This window comes from Luteolibacter pohnpeiensis (assembly GCF_016595435.1).
Lineage (GTDB): Bacteria > Verrucomicrobiota > Verrucomicrobiia > Verrucomicrobiales > Akkermansiaceae > Luteolibacter > Luteolibacter pohnpeiensis.
The window spans coordinates 73,462-95,751 of record NZ_JAENIJ010000014.1 but is presented as its reverse complement, the minus strand read 5'-3'; the positions used below and the strand labels follow the sequence as shown (position 1 = coordinate 95,751).

Below are 22,290 nucleotides of genomic sequence, written 5' to 3'. Positions count from 1 at the left end.
AACATCAACCATGGATCCCCAGACTGGAGGGGTGTGTCAGGCGGTCAGATCCATTATTCATGGACTCCAGCAACGTGGAATCATTAATGAGGTAGCATGCCTGGATCATTTTCCCAAACCTAATTACTTCAACGACGAATTTGAAGTCCATGCATTTGGGACTGGAAAGGGACCATGGAAATACAATCCGACACTTCGGAATTGGCTTCATTCACACATGTCCCAATATGATTTGGTTATTGTACATGGACTATGGCAATACCATACATACGCTGTCTATCAGGCCAGCAAACTAAAAAATCTTAACGCACCTAGAATATTTGTGATGCCTCACGGCATGCTAGATCCGTGGTTCCAAAAGATCTCTGTACGCCCCGTAAAAGCTATTCGTAATTGGTTGTTCTGGTTATTTGCAGAGCGTCATTTGATCAATTCTGCAGATGGTTTGATTTTTACATGCGAGATCGAAAAAGAGCTCTCTCGCATACCATTCAAACCCTATAAGCCTCATTCAGAAAGGGTTGCCGGCTTAGGAGTTCACGATGTCCCCGTCTTTCAGGAATCGATGTCTCAAGCATTCCAAAACAAAGTCGATATCAACGGACGACCGTTTTATTTATTCCTCAGTCGTATCAGTGAGAAAAAAGGTGTCGATCTACTCATCGAAAGTTACACCACCCTCTGCACGAACTGGAAGGATCTGGATAATCCCCCACCCGTATTAGTAATCGCAGGTCCCTTGGACTCAGGATTTGCGACTCGGATGCAAAGTTTAGCTGACGAGAAACTTCGGAACAATGCTCTCGGGAAAATCATTTTCGCGGGGATGCTCTCTGGTGAAGCCAAATGGGGAGCTTTTTATGGCTGCGAAGCGTTCGTTCTGCCCAGCCATCAAGAAAACTTTGGAATTGCAGTCGTTGAAGCCCTTGCCTGCGGCACACCGGTTCTCATCTCTAACCAGGTGAATATCTGGAAAGAGATCCTTGCTGATAATGCGGCAATTGTGGCCCGGGATACGCTAGAAGGCACGACAGAGCTGTTCGAGAGGTGGACATCTTTATCGAACACAGAACAACTGGCAATGAAGACTAACGCCAAGAATTGTTTTGCAAGTCGATTTACGATCGATGCTTCATCCAAGGTATTTCTGGAGCAACTATCTTATGGAAAATGATAAATTGGAGGTCCGATTGGACCAATTCGATCCTCGAAAAAACTTTTCACGTGGGCGACCTAAAGCGGTTGAAGCCATTTGGTACCTTATCAAATGCTTCATTTTTATGAGTCCATTGCCATGGCCGGGAACTCTGAAAGTAAAAATACTCCGAATGTTCGGAGCTAAAATTGGTGTCGGATTTAAAATCCAACCAAGGGTAGCAATTCATTTTCCGTGGAAATTTGAGGTAGGCGATCACTGCTGGCTGGGACAACGTTGTGAAATTCTTAATTTTGAGCCTGTCGTATTTGAGGACCAAGTCGCACTAGCCCACGATGTCTACATTGCTACGGGAAATCATGACTATACGGATCACACGATGCCATATATGAACAAGCCTACACGGATTTGCCGTGGAAGTTGGGTTGCCACTCGTGTTTTTATAGGCCCCGGAGTTGAAATCGGAGAACACTCGGTTTTAGGAGCTGGTAGTGTAGTTACAAAAAGCGTGCCACCGTGGAGTATCGTTTCAGGTAACCCAGGGCAAGTGATTAAGCAGCGCAAATTAAAAGCATAACAATGGGTATGAAGATTTTGGTAACAGGTGGAAGCGGTTTCATTGGGAGCAACCTGGTTGGTGAACTTAAAAAAGCAGGGCACGAGATTCTAAGCTTAGACCCCTTTGATCCGCGCAATCCCGCGCATCAGGACGTAACTCAAAAAATCGATCCTCTCGACCGAAGTGGCATCCTAGCTGCATTCAAGAACTTTGATCCCGACTACGTATATCATCTGGGAGCAAGGACAGATTTGCTAGGTGGAACAATTGGAGATTATAGCTCAAATACTGAAGGAGTTAGAATTGTCATTGATGCCCTTAAAGGGTGCACTAAAGTCAAAGGTGTATTTTTTGCATCCAGCCGCTTGGTCTGTGAAATTGGCTACATGCCTAAAGGTGAGGAAGATTACTGCCCAAGCACCCCTTACGGCGAAAGTAAGGTTGAGGGCGAACAGATTGTGCGCAATGCTGGGATCACAGTTCCGTGGTGCTTATTCCGCCCTACATCGATATGGGGACCTTGGTTCGAGATTCCTTATAAAACCTTTTTCATGATGGTTTCAAAGGGACGGTATATTCATCCTAAGGGCCAAAAAATCCGAAAATCATTCGGTTATGTCGGAAATTCCGTGCATTACCTTATGAAGTTAATGGACCTTCACCCTGAAGTTTATTCAGGCAAAACCTTTTACTTATGCGATGAACCACCACTCGAAGTAAGTGCTTGGGCTAATCAAATCGCTGACGCCATGAAAGTCAGCCGCCCTAAGCAAGTTCCGTATTTCATTTTGAAATCGATTGCTCTCGGTGGTGACTTGTTAAAGCTTATTGGCATGAAAAATCCTCCTCTAACCAGTTTCCGTCTCTCTAATTTAACATGTGAGATGTTACACGATGGAGCATTCCTCCGAGACAATATAGGAGCCCCGCCTTACTCACTAGAAGAAGGAGTTAGCCAGACTGTGGAATGGCTTAAATCCAGTGGTTCCATTTGAATTTCATATAAAATAGATATGACTAAAACCTTTCTTGGAATTCGATTTTGGAACAGTTCGACTGACAAGCTTCTTGAATCAGCCGACTCTGAGGGCGGACTTTTCACGGTGCCATCGGCTCCGTCGCTGGCGCAGATGCGCCATGATCCGCATTTGATGGAATCTTACCAAGCATCCGACTTCGCAGTCGGCGATGGTGGATACGTGGCGTTGGTGTTGCGGCTGTGTTTCGGTCGTAATTTGCCGCGAATCTCCGGTTTGCAGATTCTGCAACGGTTGGTGGGTGAAAAGAAGCAACGTGCGATTCCATTTCATGACAGGAATATCCTCTGGGTCGTTCCCACTCCCGCAGAAAAGGAGCGGATCGACTACTATTTGGAAGATCAAGGGTTTCCTAGACATACCCGCCATTGGTACCAGGCACCGTTCTACAAAAACGCTGAAGACTTCAACGATGAGGCCCTTGCCGCTAAAGTGCAGGAAGTGAAGCCGGATTGGATCATTCTCTGCATCGCTGGCGGAAAGCAGGAGAAGCTTGGATTGTTTCTGCGGAAAGGATTTAGCATGGAGCATGGAGCTGGGAGTGAAGAGAATCCAGATGCTCTCCCCTCCCAGCTCCAGCCTCCCAGCTCCCCCCGCCCGAATGGGCCGGTGATTCTTTGCACCGGGGGCGCGATTGCGTTTTTGACGGGTGGCCAAGCCAATATTCCAACGTGGGCGGACCGAATGTATCTCGGCTGGTTGTTTCGGGTTTTCCAATCTCCGAAAACGTTTCTTCCGCGTTACTGGAATGCAGGATACGAATTCCCGATGCTCTTGTGGGACAAACGGAAGAATTTGTTTCAGTGATGGTGAACGTAGCCCAGGCATCCTGCCTGGGACCTGACCCAAAAATCCAGCCAGGATGCCTGGGTCACAATCCTTATTTCTTCCCTGCAAACTGAATACTGAAACCCAGCAACTTCTACCCCTCTGAAATTCAGTCTTACTTGCTTGCCACCGCTTCTTCGGAACCGGTGGTTTTTTATGCTCAGAGTGTTGTCGATTGCGATTGCCATCGCCCTCGGCTTGGTTGTGCTTTATTTCAGCTGGATTCCCGATCCAGCGATGGGGAAAATACACTGGATGCCCAGGGCGATCGGGCATTGGGCGGATCGACATGGCCGACTCCGGACTGGAGTGCCGTTCCTGCCACTAGGAATTCTGCTCGGACTCTATTTGACACGAAAGAGAGCCATCTTGAAATGGTGGCTGCTCGTCTGGCTTGGATTAACCAGCTTTGTTTCGGCCGCGGAAGTGGGGCAACTCTTCATCCCGCGCAGAGTATTTGATCTGCGCGATATTTTCTGGGGAAGTATGGGAAGTGCTGTAGGCTTGTTATTTGTCGGAACCCTGTGGCACATCTACCGCCGCACCCTTGGCAAATTGCGCAGTTGATGTCTGGAAGTATCTCTCTTGCCAGCGCATCAAGCGGCGAGTCCAGCTAAGGTAAACTGGAATTATCTGGTGACTTTGAGTCGGAGGAAACGCTTCGGCTCGCCCTCAGTTCGGGGAATGGTCGCTTCAACCGTTTCGATGCTTCCTTCCGTGCTCAACACGGTATCAGTTGTTGCTGCTTCCGACCAACTATCAGAGTCCAAATCGGTTGCAGTTTCAATTTGGTAGGTGAGATCGGTGGCATCGAGATTACGCCGATAGATCAAGGAGAGGTTTTCTGAAGAAACATCCAAATCAGGAGCCATGTAGTCCGCCGCGCCAGGATTCAGTCCAAATGCGTATTCGAGCAAATTCGGTAGCGAATCGCCGTCCGGATCCGCAAAATCTGCAGTCTGATCGCTGCCTATCGTTCCTGCCGTGACACTTTGCTGAATCCACGAGGCATAGTCATAACCGATCTGTAGCTCAGCGCTGGCTGAGCCCGAATAATTCGAATTCGTGACCGTGGCGACGACTTGGTATCGACCTATCGCCGATGGAACCTGGCTAGCACCATCATAAGTCACTGACGTGCTGATTCCGCTTGGATCTGTCGACAAACTTACCGACTTCGGTGTTCCATCTGCGATTTGAGTCAGATTGCCTAGAGTTAAGGTAACTGGTGCAGGAAGAATGATAAATGAGGACGTTGCTTGGCCGCTGTAGCCTGAGCTCGTCACCGTCGCCGTGACTTCGTAGCTCCCTGCATTGACCGGTGTGGCAATGGCCGTTGCTGGGGAACTGGATGCATTGACCTTGAACATCGGCGAGTAGGAAGATGTTGCCAGGTAATACGTGCCGTTTTGCAAATAGTAAAAATAGCCTTCAGCATAGACATCCGTGCCAACCGTAGGAGCAGTGGTGTTCACGCTGAGATTGAGCTTATCATAGGGGCCAGCGGTCCCGATGGGATTAAAGCCAGTTGATTTCGTGTTATAGCTCACCATCAGAGCCAGATCATTCGGTAGAATGAGGTTTCCCGGGAAACTGAATAAGACCTTGAAGCTGATGCTATTCAACTCTTCAGGCACCCAGGGAATCAGCACTTGTTGGCTTTTCTCGGCAAAATAGCTTAGGCCGAAGTTTGATGCAGCCTGAAACACATGCAGTCGGACCGTGTGGTAGTAACCATCCGGATTCTGGGCCGCCAATTGTGGATAGCTACTAGCTTTGGCGTAACTGGATAGAACCGTCTCCACGGAATCGAGGTAGCGGGCACTTCCTGCAAGTTTTACGTAATCCCCCATCCCACTGTAATTATTCCCCGCAAATGCAATTGACGGATATGCGGATCCGACTGGATCGGGTATGGATTGAAAAACCGTGGTCACCGTCGGGGTCGTTGACGGGTCATTGAATGAAAGCTGTACGGTCAATCCATCTGGATCGCTACTCACCGTCGGCAATTTCGCCGTTCCGTCGTAAACTTGAGTGGTGTTCGAGAGCGTTAATTGAACCGGAGTTTGGGCAAGTGACAAATTTGCCCCAAGCACGATCCACCCCAACAAAAGTCGACGAATCGATGACATGAAACTCAAATCGTATAAGGAGAGAAAACGTTTGATGGCATTGTAATTACCTAGAGCGGAAACGAGCTTCAACGAAAATTTACGATTGCGCAAAAATGCTCAGCGCGATCTAACGGCACCGAATTCAGTAAGTTCTGCTTCGTTTGTTTCCCACTGCTTTTAAAGCCATTACTTGACGTCAATTTTGGTTCGTCTAATGCTTTGGCTTAGGTCGTCTCTCCCTCGTTTACCATTCATGATCTCTGCCCGCGAAAAAGGTTTCTTCCAGTTGCTCGTCACCCTCCAAATTGCCGTGATCAGCATTCTGTATTGGATTTGTTTCCTGCTGATTTTCGGGATGCTCAAAAGTGGGCTCCCTTCCCTACAAACCTATACCAAATATTGGATTATCATGGTTTTCGCCATGATTTTCGAAGCATTTTCCCGCCCCGGCGCCCTCCGCCCCACACCCGGCCGAATGAAGAGGCTCGCATCACCGGTTTCCCGCCGCCAGTGGATGTGGATTATTGCCAGCGTCACCGCACTGCTGGTTTTCTCCCAGGATATGAGAATCTCCAGAACCTTCCTCGGAGCATTTTCGGCCATTGCACTGATCGCCTTATATCTAACAAATCGCCAACTCATTCGCTGGGCTGGTGGCTTGCGCTCAAAGCATCTCAGCGAATGGCGACTCCGGACCTTCATCCTGGGGCCAAAAGAATGGTGCGACTCCATCATCCCTGAAATCAAGGAACTGCACTCGATGCTGGATGTGAAACGCGTCGAATGCACCGATGGAATCAATCGTAGCGCTGAGGAATACGGTGACATCATTTCCGAGCAGCCGATCGACATGCTGGTCATGCCACCGCGGCATTTGCCTGATTCCACAGTCATCAGCCTACTCCGCCAAGGCGACCGACTGGGCTTCCGTTGCTGGCTACCTGTCGAATTGACCCGTACCTACGGCCGTCGTTTTGACCTTCAACGTGCGGGTCGCCTAGACGTGCTGACCCCACCGGTCGAACCTCTGGAAAACACCTCGAACCAATTCATCAAGCGAATCTTCGATGTGGCGTTCAGCTCCCTGATCGTTGTCACAGTTCTTCCTCCACTTTGCTTCATGGTTTGGCTGATTCACCGCAGGCACTCCCCTGGCCCACTATTCTTCAAGCAGGACCGGGTTGGAAAAAATGGCGTTGCTTTCAAAGTCTTCAAATTCCGCACACTGCATGTCGACAACGGTGACGAGAGCAAACAAGTCACCAAAGGCGACTCCCGCGTCTTCAAAGGTGGCCAGTTCCTGAGAAAGACCAGCTTGGACGAAATCCCGCAATTTCTCAATGTCCTCTTCGGCGACATGAGTGTCGTCGGACCACGTCCTCACATGGAGAAACACGATTGCGAGTTCCGTGAAATTTTCGAGAGATATGGCGTTCGCCGCTATGTGAAACCAGGCGTCACCGGACTTGCCCAGGTGAAAGGATTCCGCGGAGAGGTCAATCGCCCGCAAGATCTACGCCATCGCGCCCGGCTTGATAATTTCTACGTCACCCATTGGGACGTTGCTCTGGATATCGGGATCGTCGCGATGACGGGTTTCAGCATGCTCAAGCCGCCGAAGACCGCTTATTGAGTTTCGCGGTGGCAAATCAGCCGATTCGCACCGAACCTCACTCAGAAAACAGCGAATTTTCCGAAATAGTCGGGGTCGAACTCGCCAAGGCGGTTCAAATTTTACACTTTTTCGGCACAAATCGCTACTGAGTCGGCATATTACAGGGAGAAAGCTTGACCGAAATTGCCAAGACCTGCACGGTTTTTGCCCGCCCTTTCCCCGATGGATCGGGTGTGTCTCAATCGAACCAACCCACGATCCGCCATGGCTGCGAAGATCTATACCAACAAGGACGCTTCTCTCGTCCCACTTAAGAAAAAAACCCTCGCTGTGATTGGCTTCGGCTCACAAGGCCACGCCCACGCGCTGAATCTCAAGGACAGTGGCATGAACGTCGTCATTGGCCTCTACAAGAAGTCAAAGTCCCGCGAAGTCGCCAAGAAACTTGGCTTCGAAGTGATGGACACGGCAGAAGCGGTCAAAGCTGCTGACGTGATTTTTGTCGCCACTCCGGACACCGTGATTGCTTCGGTTTATGAAAAGGACATCGCTCCAAATCTGACCAAAGGCAAAACGCTGCTCTTCTCCCACGGTTTCGCTGTTCATTTCAATTTGATCCAACTGCCGGAGGATATCGATGTGATCCTTGTCGCCCCCAAAGGCCCTGGCCACACCGTTCGCTCTCAATTCGTTGACGGCAAGGGTGTTCCTGGCTTGATCGCGATTCACCAAGACGCTTCCGGTAAGGCTAAAGCCAAGGCTCTTGCATGGGCTCGCGGCATCGGCTGCACCCGCGCCGGTGTATTCGAAACCAACTTCCGCGAAGAAACCGTCACCGACTTGTTCGGCGAACAAACCGTTCTCTGCGGTGGTGCTTCCGCCCTCGTCAAAGCTGGCTTCGAAGTGCTGGTTGAAGCTGGTTATCAGCCAGAAATGGCATATTTCGAGTGCCTTCACGAGCTGAAGCTGATTGTCGACCTGATGAACGAATCCGGCCTTGCTGGCATGCGTTTCTCGATTTCCGAAACCGCCGAGTGGGGCGACGTTTCCGTAGGACCAAAAATCATCGACGCCTCCGTCAAAAAGCGCATGGCCAAGCAGCTCAAGGACATTGAGAGCGGCAAATTCGCCAAGGATTGGGTGAAGGAATACGAAAACGGTTATCCTCGCTTCAACCAAATCCGCAAGGACGAGGCTGCTCACCAAATCGAAAAAGTCGGCGAAAAACTCCGCTCCACCATGAGCTGGATCAAGCAGAAGAAACTGAAAAAAGGCGCTTCTCAAGCGAGCTACGTTTCGTCTTCCAAGTAATCGATTCCGATTTTACACCAGCCCGTTTCTTCCACTTCGGAGAAACGGGCTTTTTTGTCGCCTGATTGGACTCGATCAAACTTTCAGCCTCCTCAGGTCATCAAGTCTGACACCCATTTCCTGCCCTGATCTCTCCTCCACCCAGCTTTTACACTTGCGGCTCTGGTTTTCGCGCATTGGAGTGGATGCCGATGGCGATTGGCCTCAAATCTCCCCTGTGCCTTCTGGTTGGATTCATCACGTTGATCGGCTCACTCATGCCGGTTAACGCCGAAACCACAAAGACCGCACGTGTGAATCTGGCTGACGGATTTGATTTTCCCGTCGGGAAACCGGATGGAGCAGGTTACTACAAAGCGCGCGGCATGAGACTCCGCTCCCCCCAACATTTTGGCGAAGACTGGAATGGCCGAAATGGCGGCGATACTGATTTGGGCGATCCCGTCTACAGCATTGGCGACGGGATCGTGACCTGGGCTTACGATGTTCATGTTGGCTGGGGAAATGTCGTCATGATTCGCTACGCCTACCGGGATCCTGAAAACGGCCAGGTCAAGTACTGCGATGCCCTCTACGGCCACCTCCTGCAAATCATGGTCAAAGTCGGCCAACAAGTGAAGCGCGGTGAGCAAATCGGAAAAATCGGCAATAACCACGGCATGTACGCCGCACACCTGCACTTTGAAATCCGTCACGATATCACCATTGGCATGCAACGGAATAGTGTCCCGGCCGATACCAAGCATTGGGCAGACCCTACGGAATTCATCAACAAGTATCGGCGGCTGAACCGCGAATGGCGCCCGGTCCAAGTCCCGACGGGAACCTATCAGGAATACGCCGGTTTCAAGGGCCTGTAATCCATGAAGTCATATCGGACTCCGCGTCGCTCCAAACGCGCTTCCTGGCTTGTCTGCCTGCTCACACTCGTGTCCATCGGGCTATGGCTGGTGCAGCAATTTGAAGGGTCTTCTTTTGGTAAAAGCCAGAATCATTTTGACCTCCCCCATTCCGCTCCTGAGGAAAAATCGCAAGCTGCCGAATCTGCTGAGCACGTTGGTGGCTACGAGGTTTATCGTGGTTGCCAGCTGCTTGAGCACCATAGCAATGATGGAGACAGTTTCCTGGTCTTGTTACCCGACGGGCGGCAAAAAACGCTGCGTCTCTATTTTGTGGACGCCCCGGAAAGCGCCTTCCGCCGCTACCGGAATGGAGAAACAAACTTCAAGCGAATCCAATCTCAGGCGCGCGACATGGGAAACCTCACCCCAGAACAGACCGTCGAGATTGGCCAAAAAGCTAAAAACTTCAGCCTGAATCTCTTAAGTAAACGCCCCTTCACCATCTACACCCGATGGGATAGCCCATTTCACGACGATAGGTTTCACGCATTCGTCGAAGTCTCGTTCAATGGCAAATCGCGCTGGCTACACGAATTATTGCTCGAGCGTAACATGGCTCGGATTTTGACGAAGCCAGCGGACTTGCCGGACGGCACTAAAGCTCAGATCCAGCTGGCAAGGCTTCGTAAAATCGCAAAGGACGCCAAGCACTAACCGGCTACAGTGCTGCGTGATAGCCTCAGCTTCATAAGGCTATATCAATACGAGTCATCAATCGCGGAATCGCTCATAGTCGCGAACCCATTTAGGTGCAAAACGGAGCCTGATCCACTTTTTGATTCGCTGGAAAACGCCCGTTTTCTGGTGACGATTACGGCGACGACTAGGTTGAGGGGAAACTGTCACGAGCGCAAAGTAGAGAAAACGCTCACGATTTTCACTAAAAAAATCATCCCAGGCAGGCTATCCACTCATTGGAATCCATTCTGGTATGAAGAATGCTCATAGAATCAACCAGTTGCGCAAACACATTTTGAATTGTTAGAAACTCGATTTTTTCTGAATCGAACGCTTATAGCTCCATAAAGGAAACTAAAATGGGCTGAATACCCCTGAAAAGATGTTCAACTGGTGAGTAACCTCTGAAGACTACCTCTGGTGATAATCCACTGGCAAAATTGAGTATGCTCTGCGGATTTTAGGCAAGTTTAGGAGGAACTGCCTCACATCGCCACACTTACGCACCGAGCTGGCTATACAATCTCATAGCCTCGCTGACAATGGCTAGAGAAAGGCGCATCCTTCTCTTTATAGCCGCAACGTTGCTCTTACAAAGCAATCACCAGCTTGCGAGTCCCATTTGCTCGGGTGTCGCAATCCGCGGCCGTGCAGTCAAAATTTCGGGATCACCCGAGGTGACTAGAACCGTATGTTCGAAGTGTGCAGAAGGCTTGCGGTCTTCGGTGATGACGGTCCAACCATCATCAAGGATGCGGACGGAAGCAACCCCGGCATTCACCATTGGCTCGATCGCCAAAGTCATTCCAGCCGCCAATATGGGTGATTTGCCAGACGGGCGGTAATTCGGAATTTGTGGCTCTTCATGCAAACGCCGACCAACACCGTGCCCCACGAATTCACGGACAATGGTGAAGCCTTTCGGCGCGACGAAGGCTTCTACGGATGCACAAAGATCGGCAAGGCGCGTGCCGGCACGTGCGTGCTGGATTGCCTCATACAACGACTGCTCCGTGACCGCCAGTAGACGCTTGGTCTCTTCGGGGATATCCCCAACAGGGATGGTATCCGCATTATCGCCGATGAAACCATTTTTGATCACACCGACATCAATTGCGACTACATCACCCGGCATGATCTTGCGTGATCCACCAATTCCGTGGACGACTTCCTCATTCACGGAAATGCAGATATTTCCTTTGAAGCCACGATAGCCTAGGAAAGCACTTTTGCATTGGTGCTCACGAAATAATTCAGCAGATAGCGCATCGATCTCCCCTGTCGTCACCCCAGGTGCGACCGCCTTGCCCAGCGCTTGCAGGATGGCGGCAGAGGTCGCACCCGCTTCACGCATACAATCGATCTCACGGGCGGACTTGATAGGAATTCTGGATTTTCGCACGGCTATTAAAAATTTAGGCGGATGCCTCAGGGGCAACCAACAATGCTTTGAGTTTCGCGGCAACGACTTCCTGAGGTGAGCTCGCGTCGCAGGTGTGAAGTGTCCCCCTTTTCGAGTAGAAATCAATCACCGGTCGGGTATTCGTCACAAACTCACGATGCCGACTACGAAAATTTTCAAGGTCATCGTCCGACCGCCGACTCGCACGCGCCCCGCATACGGGACACTTTTGACCATCGATGAGTTGCGCGATCTGACCGCTCCAACGGCATTCTGGGCACTCAACTCTCCCCTGAATTCGGGTCAACAATTGATCATATGGCACCTCTAATGATAGGGCTGCAGATAATTTCTGCTGATGGTCGTTAAGCCAATTTTCAAGATATTCGGCTTGGGCGAGACTACGTGGAAATCCATCCAAGACCCAACCGCCTGTCTGCTTCTGTAACCAATCTCCCAGGATCGGGCACATCAAATCATCGGGCAAATATTCGCCCCGGGCTAGAATGGGTGCGGCGCGTTGTCCGAGCTCTGTCCGATTCTCGACATGCTCGCGGAGTAATGCCCCGGTGCTGAGGTAGCCAAGGCTAAGCGAGGCTGCCAAGGCTTTGCCTTGGGTCCCCTTGCCGGAGGCAGGAGGACCCAAAAGAACGATATGGAGCGGGCCTTGCAAAGGCGTGCTCAATGGTGACTTTGGTTGTAGAAATAGATGGTAATCCCGGCGACCACGAGGATCGCAATTACTGTCCACAAGAGAACCAAGGAATTTTTGGAAGCGATGTCTGCGTGCAAATTGTTACCCGCGCGATCATAGCGCCCCTTGAGTTTGCCCTTACGAAGGAAGCCATCGTAGTGCTTTTGCAGAAGGTGCGTTTCGATCTGACGCATCATGTCTAGGATCACACCGACCATGATCAGCAAGGAGGTTCCGCCAAAGAAATTGAGAATCGGTGACCCTGCAGGAAGACCTACAACTTTACCCGTAATCACAGGCAATGCGAACAAGATAGCCAGGAACAAGGCGCCTGCAAAAGTGAGACGGCTCATGGTGAAATCCAAGAAATCAGCCGTTGGCTTACCCGGGCGAACTCCTGGAATGTAGCCACCGTTCCGCTTCAAATCTTCAGAGATCTGAGAAGGCTGGAACATCATCGCGACCCAGAAATAGGAGAACAGGAAGATGCCGACTCCACCCAAGACGTAGAAAGCAGTGCCGCCATTCATTTGATGGATCAAACTCATCACCCAAGGCTCGTCTGAAAGTTTCGGAATTAAACCCAGGGTAGTCGGTATAATGGACAAGATCGCTGAAGCAAAAATAACAGGCATCACGCCTGCATAGTTGACCTTGAGTGGTAGATACTGGGTTTGCCCACCGAATTGCTTCCGACCGACAATGCGTTTCGCATACTGTACTGCGATGCGGCGTTGAGCCTCGGTGATCGCAATGGTGCCCGCGATCACGAGAAGCATGAGAATAATGAGACCCACCATGACAAAAGCCATAAAAGGATTCTCAGGCTGAACGAAATAGTTCCATGCGCCAATCAAAGCACCGGGTAAACCGGCGATAATGTTGACTGTGATGATGATCGAGGTGCCGTTGCCAACTCCTTTATCTGTGATTTGATCGCCCAACCACATCAGGAACATCGTCCCGGCGACAATGGTCAGAATCGTAAGACAATACCACTGCACACTTGGATCCGGCACCAACGGGCGGCCGATGTTTTCGATGCCCGGCATATACATGATTTTCCCGGTGCTGCTCAGGGTTTTGGCAACAAAATATCCCTGAACCAGTGCGATACCAATCGTGATATAGCGGGTGTATTGCGTGATCTTCTCGCGTCCTCCGTCTTCGCGAGCAAGACGGGAAAGCTTAGGCACCACTGCCGTCATCAGCTGCACCATGATCGACGCAGAAATGTAGGGCATGATTCCCAATGCAAAAACGCCAGCGTGGGTGAGGCCACCACCAGAGAACACCTGTAGCATGGCAGTAACTCCACCGGTGGATTTCGGGTCGTTACCGCGGAAATTGTCCATCCATTCCTTGATGACCGAGGCATCCACGCCTGGCAAAGTGATGTGGACGCCGAGGCGGATGAAAATGATAATGGCTAACGTGAAAACAATCCGGGCACGGAGCTCCGGGACTTTCCAGGTATTGGCAAACGCTGAAATCATGAAGTGTAGGGGAAAAAACTGACGCGCGGGTTATAAACACAATGAGGAAGCGCACAAGCGCTTCCTCACCGGAGAGACTGGATTGATGTTGATCTCAGCTGAGATCAAGCACCGGGAGCTTGGATGGAGCCACCGGCTTTTTCGATCTTTTCACGGGCGGAAGCACTAGCACTGGATACCACTACCGTGAAGGACTTGGTGACGTCGCCGTTGCCAAGCAGCTTGACGCGATCTGCAAGACCATTGAGGAGACCGTTTTCGCGGAGCAATTCCTCGGTGATCGTGGTTCCTGCGTCGAAGATTTCGTCGAAGTCACCAACGTTGACCACGCCAACTTTGTCGCGGAAGTCATAGTTGTTGAAGCCACGCTTTGGAAGGCGGCGGTGAAGTGGCATCTGGCCACCTTCGAAACCGACGCGGGTGCCGCTGCCGGAACGGGCTTTTTGACCCTTGTTTCCTTTACCGGAAGTCTTGCCGAGGCCGGAGCTTTCGCCAGAACCGAGGCGTTTCACCCGGTGCTTCGCGCCCGGATTCGGACTGAGATTGTGAAGTTCCATTAGTTAAATTTGGTTCGATGTTACGAGCTTGAACTACCGGAAGAGTGCTGATTTTCACACGATCTCTTCCGGTAACTTCGAGCATTTGGCTCAGATCGCCTTTTCCTTTTTCTTCTTACCGCGGGAGGACAGAACCTGGTCGCGGGTGCGGACTTGGGAAAGAGCCTTGAGAGTCGCCTTCACCACGTTGGCGTGGTTGGAGGAACCCATCGACTTTGCAAGAATGTCGCGGATACCGACAGCTTCGCAAACCGCACGGACACCGCCACCGGCGATGATCCCGGTTCCGGGAGATGCAGGTTTGAGCAAGACTTTGCCGCCGCCGAATTCCGCGCAGATTTCGTGAGGGATGGTTCCGTCGACGATGCTCATTGAGGTCAATTCCTTACGGGCGCTCTCGCTGGCTTTCTTAATGGCGTCAGCAACTTCGTTTGCCTTGCCGAAACCAAGACCGACTTTGCCGAGCTTGTTTCCAGTGACGACCAAAGCGGAGAAGCTGAAACGACGACCACCTTTGACGACTTTGGCGCAACGGTTGATGAATACGACTTTTTCGGAAAGCTCGTTGCCTTCGGAATCGGTCGGCGCTTGGCGCTCTTCACGACGTGGGCCGCGGCCGCGGCCACCGCCACCACCTTGACCACGATTTCCTTGATAAGAGGATTGTGGAGCTTGAGATGGTGCGGACGATGCGTTATCGGGAGTAGTTACCATGATGGGTATCTGTGAGCGTTAGAATTGAAGTCCGCCTTCACGCGCTGCATCCGCGAGGGCTTTTACTTTGCCGTGATAGAGGTGACCGCCGCGGTCGAAGACTACGGCACTGATGTTCGAGCCCTTGGCGCGCTCTGCGATGAGCGCTCCCACCTTCTGGGCGCTCTCTTTGTTTGAGGCAGCCTTTTCGATGGATTTGTCGAGGGTCGATGCGGAAACAAGGGTCTTGCCTACCGAATCGTCGATGACTTGGGCGTAAATGTGTTGGTTTGAATAATGGATAGCAAGGCGTGGACGCTCTGCGGTTCCGATGACTTTGCGGCGGATGCGGTCGTGAATACGACGGCGAATGCCTTTGCGATTGATCATGCTCATGTTGCCGAAATGGAGTTGGGGTTATGGGCGGCGGGTTCTGATTATTTACCGACGCTCTTGCCTTCCTTGCGGCGGATATGTTCACCGGCATAACGCACACCCTTGCCCTTGTATGGCTCAGGCGGGTAGTAGCCGCGGACTTCGGCAGCGAACTGACCGACGAGTTGTTTATCGATACCTTCGACCTTGATCTTGGTGTTTTCGTTGACCGTAACAGTCAGACCGGAAGGGATCGGGTGAAGAAGTGGGTGGGAACGACCGAGAGAAAGGTCGAGATCCTGACCTTTTACAGCGGCACGAAGACCAACGCCGTGGATTTCGAGATCCTTCACGAATCCTTGGGAAACGCCGAGGATCATGTTGTTGATCAAGCTGCGTGCGGTTCCATGGAGTGCGCGAATTTCGCGTTGTTCCGAAGCGCGGGAGACAACGACTGTGTTGTCTTCGTTGGTGAGGCTGATGCCTTCTGGAAGGCTGAAGTCGAGTTTGCCCTTAGGGCCTTCGACCGTGACGGTGCGACCATCAAGTTTGACGGCGACCTTTTCAGGAAGTGAGATTGGTTTGAGACCGACTCGTGACATGGTAGTGTTTTCCTTTCGCGAGTTTGAGGTTTACCAGACGGTAGCGAGGAGCTCGCCACCAACGTTCTGACGCTTAGCGGAGCCACCGGAAAGAACACCCTTTGGAGTGGAAAGGATGGAGATGCCGAGGCCGGACATGACGCGTGGCACTTCACCTGCACCGACGTATTTGCGGCGACCAGGCTTGGAGATGCGCTTGAGATCGGTAAGAACCGGACGACCGTCGATGAACTTCGGCTTCACCTTGAGTTCGGTGCGTGCGCCAGTCACCACTTCGTAGTTCCAGACATACCCTTCTTGCTTCAGAATCTCGGCGATGTCTGCCTTGATTTTGGAATAGGGTGCGGTGAATTCCTCGTTTCCAGCGCGAGCTGCATTCTTGAAACGGGTGAGGAAGTCAGAAATTGGATCGGTAAGAACTGCCATATGATTGGATTCCTTTAATTGATGGTGGGGTTATCCGAATTACTCGGCAGCTGCTTCGGCTTTTTTAGCGTCGCGGAATGGGAGACCCAGCTCGGTGAGCAAGGCACGGCCTTCTGCATCAGTCTTGGCAGAAGTGACGAAGATCAAATCGAAACCGATGGTGCGCTTGATTTGGTCGAGTTCGATTTCAGGGAAAATCGACTGATCGGCAATGCCGCAGGCATAGTTGCCGCGACCATCGAAGGATTTGGAAGAAATCCCGCGGAAGTCCCGAATGTTGGGAGCGGTGATGTTGATGAAGCGATGGAGGAATTCCCACATCCGTGCGCCACGGAGAGTCACGCGGGCACCGATTGCTTCACCTTCACGGAGCTTGAAGTTGGCGACAGCCTTCTTCGAATACGTGATGGATGGCTTTTGACCGGTGATCTTGGAGATTTCGGCGACAGCGTCATCAACGGCTACCTTGCGATCGGGAGCTTTTCCCATGCAAGTGGTGACCACGATCTTTTCAAGACGTGGGATTTGGTGAGGGTTTGCATATCCGAGCGACTTCTTGAGGCTCGGTGCTACCTTCTCTTTGTATGCTTGTTGCAGTGTTGTAGTACTCATGGTTTCAGCGGGTCAGCGCTATGGTTTGCGCTTAAGCGCGGGCAAAGGCGAGATGCCTTAGCCCAGTTTTTTCACATTGGAAATATGGACAGACCCATCAATGGTCTTGATGCCACCATCCGGATCAGCTTCTGAACGGCGGGTTGCTTTTTTCACCGGACGAGCGCCTTCGACGACGACCTGGCTTTTAGCAGCGTTCACGGAAAGAACCGTGCCTTGCTTGCCTTTGTGAGCTCCGGTGATGATTTCTACTTGGTCGCCTTTTTTGACGTGTGTCTTGGTGCGGCTCATCGGTTGTTACGGTAATAAATTTGGACTGCGGGCGGGTTCTTAGAGAACCTCAGGCGCCAAGGAAACGATTTTCATGAATTGTTTTTCGCGAAGTTCGCGAGCAACAGGTCCGAAGATCCGGGTTCCACGTGGATTGTTGTCCTTATCGATCACAACGATTGCGTTGGAATCGAAACGAAGAATGGAACCGTCTGGACGACGGATCGGATAAGCGGTGCGGACGACGACTGCCTTGACGACGCTGCCTTTCTTCACGGAAGCCGTGGGGATGGAATCGCGGATGTGGGCGGTGATCACGTCACCAATGCGGGCGGTCCGGGTGCGTTTGCCAAGCACGCCGATCATTTTTGCGCTGCGTGCACCGGTGTTATCGGCGACGTCGAGCGTGGTTTCCATCTGGATCATGGCAGTAGATTCTTAATTTTGGAAGTGGTGAGATTCGGGATGAACTGCGTTCAGCGGCACATCAGTGAGAAAGAATTTCCTCAAGAGCCCAACGCTTGAGCTTGGAAAGTGGCTTGGTTTCGATGATGCGGACGCGATCACCGATGGCGGCCTTCGCGTCTTCGTCGTGAACGTAGTATTTCTTCGAACGCTTCACGATCTTGTTGAACTTCGGATGGGGAACGCGTGCGACGTGTTCGACGACGATCGTTTTTTCCATTTTATTGGAAACGACGACGCCGACGCGGGTCTTGCGAAGGTGCGGCTTGGTGTCCTGAGGAGTGTCGCTCATGGCGGGAATTGGATAAATGGCGTGATTGCGAAGCCGTTATCAGGCGCTCTTGCGAGCGTTCTGAGCGGTAAGGATTCTGGCGGTCTCGCGGCGCAATTGGCGGATGCGAGCTGGATTTTCAAGCTGGCCAGTCGCCTTTTGGAGGCGAAGGTGGAGAGACTCCTGCTTGAGGTCACGAAGTCGGACGGCAGCTTCTTCAGCGGTAAGTTCGCGGATGTCTTTGGCTTTGGCCATGGTTCAGACGAAGGTTAAGGATTAGGCGTGCGGATTGCGGGTGACGAGGCGGGTGCGAATGCCCAGCTTGTAGGATGCGAGGCGCATGGCTTCGCGAGCTGCGGATTCCGGCACACCGGCGACTTCGAAAAGGATGTTGCCCGGACGAATCACGGCTACCCAGGTATCAACCGCACCCTTACCTTTACCCATCCGGGTTTCTGGTGGACGGGAAGTGATCGACTTGTGTGGGAAAATCCGGATCCAGACCTTGCCCTTCCGCTTCAGGGAGCGGTTGATAGCAATACGGCAGGCTTCGATCTGGCGATTGGTCATCCAGCCGCGGTCGAGAGTCTGAAGGCCGTAGTCACCGAAGGCGACAGTGGTTCCGCGCTGGGCATTGCCTGCGCGGCTTCCGCGGTGGCTCTTGCGGAACTTGGTTCGTTTGGGCATCAAAGGCATGGCTCGGTCCTCCTAAGTAAAGTTTGGGGTTCGGTAAATTGAAAAATCAGTTGCGGTTGTTTTGGCGACGGTCACCACCGCGGCGATCGCCACGGTCACCACGCTCACCGCGTTCGCGGCCAGGAGCTGGCTTGCCATCATCCTCTTTCTTGTTGATCCAGCATTTGACACCGATGATGCCATAGAGGGTGCGAGCTTCTGCAAATCCGTAGTCAAGAGGAACACGGAGAGTTTGAAGAGGCACCTTGCCTTCGCGGTAACCTTCTGCGCGAGCAATATCGGAACCACCAAGACGGCCAGCGCAGCGGAGGCGGATGCCTTCTGCACCGAAGTCCATGGCAGTTTGGATCGCACGCTTCATGGCACGGCGGAAGCTGATCCGGCGCTCAAGCTGGATGGCGATTTGCTCAGCAACCAACTGGGCGTCGAGCTCTGGCTTGCGGATTTCGAGAATGTCGATCTTGACCTGGGCGTTCTTCGCAAGAGCGTTGATGTCGCGGGTCATCACTTCGATTTCCTTACCTTGGCGACCAATGATCAAGCCTGGGCGGGAAGTGTGAAGGGTGACACGCACGCTGTTCCATGCGCGCTCGATGACAACGCGGGCAAGACCTGCGTTTTGGAGCTTTTTACGAAGGTAAGCGCGGATCGCGAGATCTTCGTGGAGTTTGTCAGTGTAGTCTTTGCCACTGGCATACCACTTGGAACGCCAATCTTTGCTGACGGCGAGGCGGAATGCGATCGGATTTACTTTCTGGCCCATGGTCGGTGAGGGATGAGATTAAGAGAGAGGATTAGGCTTGTTCTTCGGCTGCAGCAGGTTCAGCGGCCGGAGTTTCGGTTTTCTTGGCAGCTGCTTTACGAGCTGGCTTTGGCTTCTTCTCGGGAGCGGAGCCTACGAGAGTGATGGAAATGTGGCTGGTGCGCTTCAGGATGGGACCTGCGGAGCCCTTGGCACGTGGCATGAAACGGCGGAGTGTTGGACCAGCACCGATTACAGCTTCCTTGACGACCAGGGTGTTGGTGTCGAGCGAGTAGTTGTTCTCAGCGTCTGCAATGGCGGTTTTCAGCGTTTTGCCGATGAGCGTAGCTGCTTTCTTCGGAGTGAAGGTCAGGATGTCGAGGGCGTTCGACACGGGCAGGCCTTGAATTTCACGGGCAACGTCGCGCGCCTTTTTCGGCGAGAGACGAACGTATTTGGTGGTGCTCTTGACTTCCATGGGTCGCGACGGTTTAAAAAATTTAGAAGCGGTTAGGCTTATTCGGTTAAGAGAATGGCGAGATCGCCGGGACGGGGTGATTCTTGAAGGTTGTCGATGGTCTCGACGAAGGCGCCGCTGATATCCTTTCGGACATCCGCGAGGATGGCTTTTCCATAAGGTTGCTGGCCGTGCTGGAGGCGGAAGCTCATGCCGATTTTCGCACCCTGGGTTTCTCCCAGATTGAAAACGAGCATGCCACTTTCTTGATCCAAACTTACGACAGTCGCCTGCTGGAGGGTACCGGTGCGAACTTCGGGGCGGGGCTTCTGGCGTAGTCCGAGAACGGCGTCAAGCTCTCTTAGCGAAGTTTCGACACGAAGTCGTGCATCAGGGTCGGAAACGATGGCTTGGCGGAGGTAATCGTAGACCACTGCGGCCACCTTGGAAGCGGCGGCTTGCAGGTCTTTGTTACGATCTTTTTCCACGGCGAGGTCAGCAAACGCCTGGATCCGGCGATCCTCATCGCCATCCAGAAGATTCTTACCCAGCGCTTCCAATCTCTCCCTGATTTGGGTGAGTTCAGCCGTAGCCTGCTTTTCAGCCTGATTGGCTTCGACCAGACTACGCTGCAATGTTTTGTTCTGTTCCTGCAGACTCAGGATCATTCCATGCAGCTCCTCGGTCGTCGCGTTCTGCGCCGGGCACACAGCAGCACCGGCCAGCAGCCCGAAGGCGCTGAGAGCTGCTGTGAGATGACCCGAAGTGAACATTTCGATGGAGAAGCTTGAAGCGATCTGATCAGGAATTATTTCTTACCAATACCGCCGTGGTTGCGGAAGATACGGGTAGGTGCGAATTCACCGAGTTTGTGGCCAACCATGTTTTCGGTGACGTAAACTGGGACGAAGGTCTTGCCGTTGTGAACCGCAAAGTTGTGGCTGACGAAGTCAGGCGTGATCATCGACTTGCGGCTCCATGTTTTGATGGGCTTGCGGTCGGATCCAGCTTCGGCGACGGCATCGATCTTGGCGAGGAGCTTCTGATCGACGAATGGGCCTTTCTTGAGTGAGCGTGGCATGGGAATGATTTCGGTTTAGGAATATCGGAAAGGTTGAAGGATTACTTCTTCCGTTGATGGCGGGACTCGACGATGAAGACGCTGGTGCCCTTCTTCTTGTTGCGGGTCTTCTGACCTTTCGCATGACCCCATGGGGAAAGAAGGTGCTGGCGACCACCACCGGACTTGGACTTACCTTCACCACCACCGTTCGGGTGGTCGACAGGGTTCATGGTCATACCACGGACGGTAGGACGGACACCTTGCCAGCGGGTGCGACCTGCTTTTCCGGAAACCTCGTTCATGTGATCGCGGTTGCCGACTTGGCCGACGGTTGCGAACGAATCGAGGTGGAAACGGCGGATTTCACCGGAAGGAAGTTTCACCAAAGCCCACTCGTCGTCGCGGTTGGAAAGCACTGCGGCTTGGCCAGCGGAACGAGCGATTTTGCCACCGGTTCCCGGGGTCAGCTCGATGTTATGGATGAATGTTCCGAGCGGGATGCTCTTCAATGGCAGCGCGTTGCCTGGTTTCGCAGGTGCGTTTTCACCGGACATGACGGTCGCTCCGACTTCAAGGCCGACAGGGGCGATGATGTAGGACTTCTGGCCATCGGTGTATTGGATCAACGCGATGCGGGAAGTGCGGTTTGGATCGTATTCGATGCCGAGCACGGTCGCAGGCACGTCCAGCTTCTTGCGCTTGAAATCGACAAGACGGTAGTGGCGCTTGTGACCACCGCCGATGTGACGGGTGGTGATGCGGCCGGTGTTGTTACGACCACCGCTGCGCTTGAGCGGAGTGAGAAGGCTCTTCTCAGGCTTGCTCTTGGTGATTTCCTCGAAAGTAGGAAGCTGCTTGTAGCGCGCTGGAGGGGTGTTTGGTCTGAAAGTTTTAAGGGGCATGACTCGCGGAACGGTTGTGTGTTACGTTTGGAGCGTCGGGCCAAAATGGGCCGTGTGACTTAGACGAGGTCGAGGGATTCTCCTTGTTTGAGGCGAACGATGGCCTTTTTCCACTGTGCGGTGGTTCCAGCATCGGCGCGGCGTTTGCGGCGTTGCTTGCCGTCGTAGTTGGCAGTGCGGACTCCAACAACGGTCTTTCCGAACAATTGCTGAACCGCTTGTTTGATCTCGACCTTGGTGGCGCGAGGATCAACCTCGATCACCACTTCGTTGTTGAGCTCCTGAAGCAGAGTGGCTTTTTCACTCAGCCGGACGTTTTTGATAACCTGGTAAATGTCTTTCATGTTCTCGGTATGGGGTCCGG

The 22,290-nt window shown here is 52.4% G+C and carries 30 protein-coding genes; 9 read left to right on the top strand and 21 right to left on the bottom strand.

Annotated features, from left to right (window positions below):
- Positions 1–10: 10 nt before the first annotated feature.
- The 5 genes from JIN85_RS10485 to JIN85_RS10465 all read left to right on the top strand — a co-directional run bounded on the left by JIN85_RS10485 (position 11) and on the right by JIN85_RS10465 (position 4,147).
- Positions 11–1,174: a glycosyltransferase gene (locus JIN85_RS10485; RefSeq protein WP_200270380.1), complete on the top strand. Its 1,164-nt coding sequence runs from the start codon at positions 11–13 to the stop codon at positions 1,172–1,174.
- Between the two features lie 106 nt (positions 1,175–1,280).
- Entirely contained in the window at positions 1,281–1,733 is a 453-nt protein-coding gene (locus JIN85_RS10480; protein ID WP_200270378.1) for a DapH/DapD/GlmU-related protein, read from the top strand.
- A gap of 8 nt (positions 1,734–1,741) precedes the next feature.
- Entirely contained in the window at positions 1,742–2,710 is a 969-nt protein-coding gene (locus JIN85_RS10475; RefSeq protein ID WP_200270376.1) for an NAD-dependent epimerase/dehydratase family protein, read from the top strand.
- Between the two features lie 18 nt (positions 2,711–2,728).
- Positions 2,729–3,559 (top strand): WecB/TagA/CpsF family glycosyltransferase, encoded by an 831-nt coding sequence (locus JIN85_RS10470; protein ID WP_200270374.1) that lies wholly within the window; start codon positions 2,729–2,731, stop codon positions 3,557–3,559.
- Between the two features lie 177 nt (positions 3,560–3,736).
- Positions 3,737–4,147 carry a VanZ family protein gene (locus JIN85_RS10465; protein ID WP_200270372.1) on the top strand — a complete coding sequence of 137 codons (411 nt, stop codon included), beginning with the start codon at positions 3,737–3,739 and terminating at the stop codon, positions 4,145–4,147.
- Between the two features lie 62 nt (positions 4,148–4,209).
- Here the strand turns inward: JIN85_RS10465 and JIN85_RS10460 are convergent, their stop codons facing one another.
- On the bottom strand, positions 4,210–5,715 hold the full coding sequence (locus JIN85_RS10460) for an MBG domain-containing protein (RefSeq protein WP_200270370.1): 1,506 nt from the start codon (positions 5,713–5,715) through the stop codon (positions 4,210–4,212).
- A gap of 235 nt (positions 5,716–5,950) precedes the next feature.
- Here JIN85_RS10460 and JIN85_RS10455 point away from each other — a divergent pair, with 235 nt between their 5' ends.
- From JIN85_RS10455 to JIN85_RS10440, 4 genes are all read left to right on the top strand, one after another.
- Entirely contained in the window at positions 5,951–7,330 is a 1,380-nt protein-coding gene (locus JIN85_RS10455) for a sugar transferase (protein WP_200270368.1), read from the top strand.
- 246 nt (positions 7,331–7,576) lie between these two features.
- Positions 7,577–8,623, top strand: a complete 1,047-nt coding sequence (ilvC, locus tag JIN85_RS10450) for a ketol-acid reductoisomerase (RefSeq protein ID WP_200270366.1) — start codon at positions 7,577–7,579, stop codon at positions 8,621–8,623.
- Positions 8,624–8,808: 185 nt separating this feature from the next.
- Positions 8,809–9,483, top strand: a complete 675-nt coding sequence (locus tag JIN85_RS10445; RefSeq protein WP_234047355.1) for a murein hydrolase activator EnvC family protein — start codon at positions 8,809–8,811, stop codon at positions 9,481–9,483.
- Positions 9,484–9,486: 3 nt separating this feature from the next.
- Positions 9,487–10,179: a hypothetical protein gene (locus JIN85_RS10440; protein WP_200270364.1), complete on the top strand. Its 693-nt coding sequence runs from the start codon at positions 9,487–9,489 to the stop codon at positions 10,177–10,179.
- Positions 10,180–10,804: 625 nt separating this feature from the next.
- Here JIN85_RS10440 and map read toward each other — a convergent pair.
- From map to rplW, 20 genes are all read right to left on the bottom strand, one after another.
- Positions 10,805–11,605: a type I methionyl aminopeptidase gene (gene map / locus JIN85_RS10435; protein ID WP_325109023.1), complete on the bottom strand. Its 801-nt coding sequence runs from the start codon at positions 11,603–11,605 to the stop codon at positions 10,805–10,807.
- 13 nt (positions 11,606–11,618) lie between these two features.
- Positions 11,619–12,290, bottom strand: a complete 672-nt coding sequence (locus JIN85_RS10430; RefSeq protein ID WP_200270362.1) for an adenylate kinase family protein — start codon at positions 12,288–12,290, stop codon at positions 11,619–11,621.
- Positions 12,287–13,795: a preprotein translocase subunit SecY gene (gene secY, locus JIN85_RS10425; protein ID WP_200270360.1), complete on the bottom strand. Its 1,509-nt coding sequence runs from the start codon at positions 13,793–13,795 to the stop codon at positions 12,287–12,289. Before secY ends, JIN85_RS10430 begins: the two co-directional genes overlap by 4 nt.
- Positions 13,796–13,899: 104 nt before the next feature.
- Positions 13,900–14,352 carry a 50S ribosomal protein L15 gene (gene rplO / locus JIN85_RS10420; protein ID WP_200270358.1) on the bottom strand — a complete coding sequence of 151 codons (453 nt, stop codon included), beginning with the start codon at positions 14,350–14,352 and terminating at the stop codon, positions 13,900–13,902.
- A gap of 90 nt (positions 14,353–14,442) precedes the next feature.
- Positions 14,443–15,066, bottom strand: a complete 624-nt coding sequence (gene rpsE, locus JIN85_RS10415) for a 30S ribosomal protein S5 (protein ID WP_200270356.1) — start codon at positions 15,064–15,066, stop codon at positions 14,443–14,445.
- Positions 15,067–15,084: 18 nt separating this feature from the next.
- Positions 15,085–15,441, bottom strand: a complete 357-nt coding sequence (rplR, locus tag JIN85_RS10410; RefSeq protein WP_200270354.1) for a 50S ribosomal protein L18 — start codon at positions 15,439–15,441, stop codon at positions 15,085–15,087.
- A 41-nt stretch (positions 15,442–15,482) separates the two neighbouring features.
- Positions 15,483–16,022 (bottom strand): 50S ribosomal protein L6, encoded by a 540-nt coding sequence (rplF, locus tag JIN85_RS10405; protein ID WP_200270353.1) that lies wholly within the window; start codon positions 16,020–16,022, stop codon positions 15,483–15,485.
- A 30-nt stretch (positions 16,023–16,052) separates the two neighbouring features.
- On the bottom strand, positions 16,053–16,448 hold the full coding sequence (gene rpsH / locus JIN85_RS10400; protein ID WP_200270351.1) for a 30S ribosomal protein S8: 396 nt from the start codon (positions 16,446–16,448) through the stop codon (positions 16,053–16,055).
- 39 nt (positions 16,449–16,487) lie between these two features.
- Positions 16,488–17,060 (bottom strand): 50S ribosomal protein L5, encoded by a 573-nt coding sequence (rplE, locus tag JIN85_RS10395; RefSeq protein ID WP_200270349.1) that lies wholly within the window; start codon positions 17,058–17,060, stop codon positions 16,488–16,490.
- Between the two features lie 57 nt (positions 17,061–17,117).
- Positions 17,118–17,351 (bottom strand): 50S ribosomal protein L24, encoded by a 234-nt coding sequence (rplX, locus tag JIN85_RS10390; RefSeq protein WP_200270347.1) that lies wholly within the window; start codon positions 17,349–17,351, stop codon positions 17,118–17,120.
- Between the two features lie 39 nt (positions 17,352–17,390).
- Positions 17,391–17,756, bottom strand: a complete 366-nt coding sequence (gene rplN, locus JIN85_RS10385; protein ID WP_200270345.1) for a 50S ribosomal protein L14 — start codon at positions 17,754–17,756, stop codon at positions 17,391–17,393.
- A 61-nt stretch (positions 17,757–17,817) separates the two neighbouring features.
- Positions 17,818–18,087 (bottom strand): 30S ribosomal protein S17, encoded by a 270-nt coding sequence (gene rpsQ / locus JIN85_RS10380; RefSeq protein ID WP_200270343.1) that lies wholly within the window; start codon positions 18,085–18,087, stop codon positions 17,818–17,820.
- Between the two features lie 39 nt (positions 18,088–18,126).
- Positions 18,127–18,321, bottom strand: coding sequence for a 50S ribosomal protein L29 (gene rpmC, locus JIN85_RS10375; RefSeq protein WP_200270340.1), 195 nt, complete (start codon positions 18,319–18,321; stop codon positions 18,127–18,129).
- 21 nt (positions 18,322–18,342) lie between these two features.
- The gene (gene rplP, locus JIN85_RS10370; protein WP_200270338.1) at positions 18,343–18,762 is read right to left on the bottom strand and encodes a 50S ribosomal protein L16; all 420 of its coding nucleotides are present in this window, start codon (positions 18,760–18,762) and stop codon (positions 18,343–18,345) included.
- 46 nt (positions 18,763–18,808) lie between these two features.
- Entirely contained in the window at positions 18,809–19,525 is a 717-nt protein-coding gene (rpsC, locus tag JIN85_RS10365; protein ID WP_200270336.1) for a 30S ribosomal protein S3, read from the bottom strand.
- Positions 19,526–19,556: 31 nt separating this feature from the next.
- Entirely contained in the window at positions 19,557–19,982 is a 426-nt protein-coding gene (gene rplV, locus JIN85_RS10360) for a 50S ribosomal protein L22 (RefSeq protein ID WP_200270334.1), read from the bottom strand.
- Between the two features lie 38 nt (positions 19,983–20,020).
- Complete coding sequence (locus JIN85_RS10355; protein ID WP_200270331.1) at positions 20,021–20,734, bottom strand: hypothetical protein; 714 nt, start codon at positions 20,732–20,734, stop codon at positions 20,021–20,023.
- 35 nt (positions 20,735–20,769) lie between these two features.
- The gene (gene rpsS, locus JIN85_RS10350; protein WP_200270330.1) at positions 20,770–21,042 is read right to left on the bottom strand and encodes a 30S ribosomal protein S19; all 273 of its coding nucleotides are present in this window, start codon (positions 21,040–21,042) and stop codon (positions 20,770–20,772) included.
- A gap of 41 nt (positions 21,043–21,083) precedes the next feature.
- Positions 21,084–21,926 carry a 50S ribosomal protein L2 gene (gene rplB, locus JIN85_RS10345; RefSeq protein ID WP_200270328.1) on the bottom strand — a complete coding sequence of 281 codons (843 nt, stop codon included), beginning with the start codon at positions 21,924–21,926 and terminating at the stop codon, positions 21,084–21,086.
- Between the two features lie 59 nt (positions 21,927–21,985).
- Positions 21,986–22,270, bottom strand: a complete 285-nt coding sequence (rplW, locus tag JIN85_RS10340; protein WP_200270326.1) for a 50S ribosomal protein L23 — start codon at positions 22,268–22,270, stop codon at positions 21,986–21,988.
- Positions 22,271–22,290 lie beyond the last annotated feature (20 nt).

Excerpts from the sequence above, each read along its gene's own strand:
- JIN85_RS10485 (WP_200270380.1), top strand. The coding sequence starts at position 11 with ATGGATCCCCAGACTGGAGGGGTGTGTCAGGCGGTCAGATCCATTATT.
- JIN85_RS10480 (WP_200270378.1), top strand. The coding sequence starts at position 1,281 with ATGAGTCCATTGCCATGGCCGGGAACTCTGAAAGTAAAAATACTCCGA.
- JIN85_RS10475 (WP_200270376.1), top strand. The coding sequence starts at position 1,742 with ATGAAGATTTTGGTAACAGGTGGAAGCGGTTTCATTGGGAGCAACCTG.
- JIN85_RS10470 (WP_200270374.1), top strand. The coding sequence starts at position 2,729 with ATGACTAAAACCTTTCTTGGAATTCGATTTTGGAACAGTTCGACTGAC.
- JIN85_RS10465 (WP_200270372.1), top strand. The coding sequence starts at position 3,737 with ATGCTCAGAGTGTTGTCGATTGCGATTGCCATCGCCCTCGGCTTGGTT.
- JIN85_RS10460 (WP_200270370.1), bottom strand. The coding sequence starts at position 5,715 with ATGTCATCGATTCGTCGACTTTTGTTGGGGTGGATCGTGCTTGGGGCA.
- JIN85_RS10455 (WP_200270368.1), top strand. The coding sequence starts at position 5,951 with ATGATCTCTGCCCGCGAAAAAGGTTTCTTCCAGTTGCTCGTCACCCTC.
- ilvC (WP_200270366.1), top strand. The coding sequence starts at position 7,577 with ATGGCTGCGAAGATCTATACCAACAAGGACGCTTCTCTCGTCCCACTT.
- JIN85_RS10445 (WP_234047355.1), top strand. The coding sequence starts at position 8,809 with ATGCCGATGGCGATTGGCCTCAAATCTCCCCTGTGCCTTCTGGTTGGA.
- JIN85_RS10440 (WP_200270364.1), top strand. The coding sequence starts at position 9,487 with ATGAAGTCATATCGGACTCCGCGTCGCTCCAAACGCGCTTCCTGGCTT.
- secY (WP_200270360.1), bottom strand. The coding sequence starts at position 13,795 with ATGATTTCAGCGTTTGCCAATACCTGGAAAGTCCCGGAGCTCCGTGCC.
- rplO (WP_200270358.1), bottom strand. The coding sequence starts at position 14,352 with ATGGAACTTCACAATCTCAGTCCGAATCCGGGCGCGAAGCACCGGGTG.
- rpsE (WP_200270356.1), bottom strand. The coding sequence starts at position 15,066 with ATGGTAACTACTCCCGATAACGCATCGTCCGCACCATCTCAAGCTCCA.
- rplR (WP_200270354.1), bottom strand. The coding sequence starts at position 15,441 with ATGAGCATGATCAATCGCAAAGGCATTCGCCGTCGTATTCACGACCGC.
- rplF (WP_200270353.1), bottom strand. The coding sequence starts at position 16,022 with ATGTCACGAGTCGGTCTCAAACCAATCTCACTTCCTGAAAAGGTCGCC.
- rpsH (WP_200270351.1), bottom strand. The coding sequence starts at position 16,448 with ATGGCAGTTCTTACCGATCCAATTTCTGACTTCCTCACCCGTTTCAAG.
- rplE (WP_200270349.1), bottom strand. The coding sequence starts at position 17,060 with ATGAGTACTACAACACTGCAACAAGCATACAAAGAGAAGGTAGCACCG.
- rplX (WP_200270347.1), bottom strand. The coding sequence starts at position 17,351 with ATGAGCCGCACCAAGACACACGTCAAAAAAGGCGACCAAGTAGAAATC.
- rplN (WP_200270345.1), bottom strand. The coding sequence starts at position 17,756 with ATGATCCAGATGGAAACCACGCTCGACGTCGCCGATAACACCGGTGCA.
- rpsQ (WP_200270343.1), bottom strand. The coding sequence starts at position 18,087 with ATGAGCGACACTCCTCAGGACACCAAGCCGCACCTTCGCAAGACCCGC.
- rpmC (WP_200270340.1), bottom strand. The coding sequence starts at position 18,321 with ATGGCCAAAGCCAAAGACATCCGCGAACTTACCGCTGAAGAAGCTGCC.
- rplP (WP_200270338.1), bottom strand. The coding sequence starts at position 18,762 with ATGCCTTTGATGCCCAAACGAACCAAGTTCCGCAAGAGCCACCGCGGA.
- rpsC (WP_200270336.1), bottom strand. The coding sequence starts at position 19,525 with ATGGGCCAGAAAGTAAATCCGATCGCATTCCGCCTCGCCGTCAGCAAA.
- rplV (WP_200270334.1), bottom strand. The coding sequence starts at position 19,982 with ATGGAAGTCAAGAGCACCACCAAATACGTTCGTCTCTCGCCGAAAAAG.
- JIN85_RS10355 (WP_200270331.1), bottom strand. The coding sequence starts at position 20,734 with ATGTTCACTTCGGGTCATCTCACAGCAGCTCTCAGCGCCTTCGGGCTG.
- rpsS (WP_200270330.1), bottom strand. The coding sequence starts at position 21,042 with ATGCCACGCTCACTCAAGAAAGGCCCATTCGTCGATCAGAAGCTCCTC.
- rplB (WP_200270328.1), bottom strand. The coding sequence starts at position 21,926 with ATGCCCCTTAAAACTTTCAGACCAAACACCCCTCCAGCGCGCTACAAG.
- rplW (WP_200270326.1), bottom strand. The coding sequence starts at position 22,270 with ATGAAAGACATTTACCAGGTTATCAAAAACGTCCGGCTGAGTGAAAAA.